This window comes from Streptococcus pseudopneumoniae, from assembly GCF_001072315.1.
Classification (GTDB): domain Bacteria; phylum Bacillota; class Bacilli; order Lactobacillales; family Streptococcaceae; genus Streptococcus; species Streptococcus pseudopneumoniae_R.
Genome location: NZ_JVLI01000052.1, coordinates 1 through 339 on the forward strand (window position 1 = coordinate 1; position 339 = coordinate 339).

A 339-nucleotide genomic window follows, 5' to 3' on the forward strand; every position below is an offset into this window, starting at 1 on the left:
CAAGTCAAAAATTATTATATAGAAGCAAGAGAGTTATGTAAGATTTATAACAATCCTTTAATGTTGATGAAGATAGAAAATTATTTGAAGGAATTAGATACTGTTTAGTCAATCTTGACATTATAGTTTTTCTGAAACGTTAAATAACCTGTAAGGCTGATAGTGAAATGAATACTATCAGCCTTATAATTATGTGACTATTAGTTCGTCTCGCTCCGCTAGGTGCGAGACAAAAAAACCACCCGCTATGCGGGTGCGCGTCGAAGGTTATACCCAAAAAACTCCAAACGCGATACAATAAAGGTGTTCAAGCCAATTGTAAAGCGAAAGGAGAAAAAT

At 34.5% G+C, this 339-nt stretch carries 1 pseudogene; it reads left to right on the forward strand.

The features are described 5' to 3' along the window. Positions 1 to 108 (forward strand): annotated as a pseudogene (locus ADH54_RS11070) (transcriptional regulator); the annotation flags it as partial. Between the last annotated feature and the right edge of the window lie 231 nt (positions 109 to 339).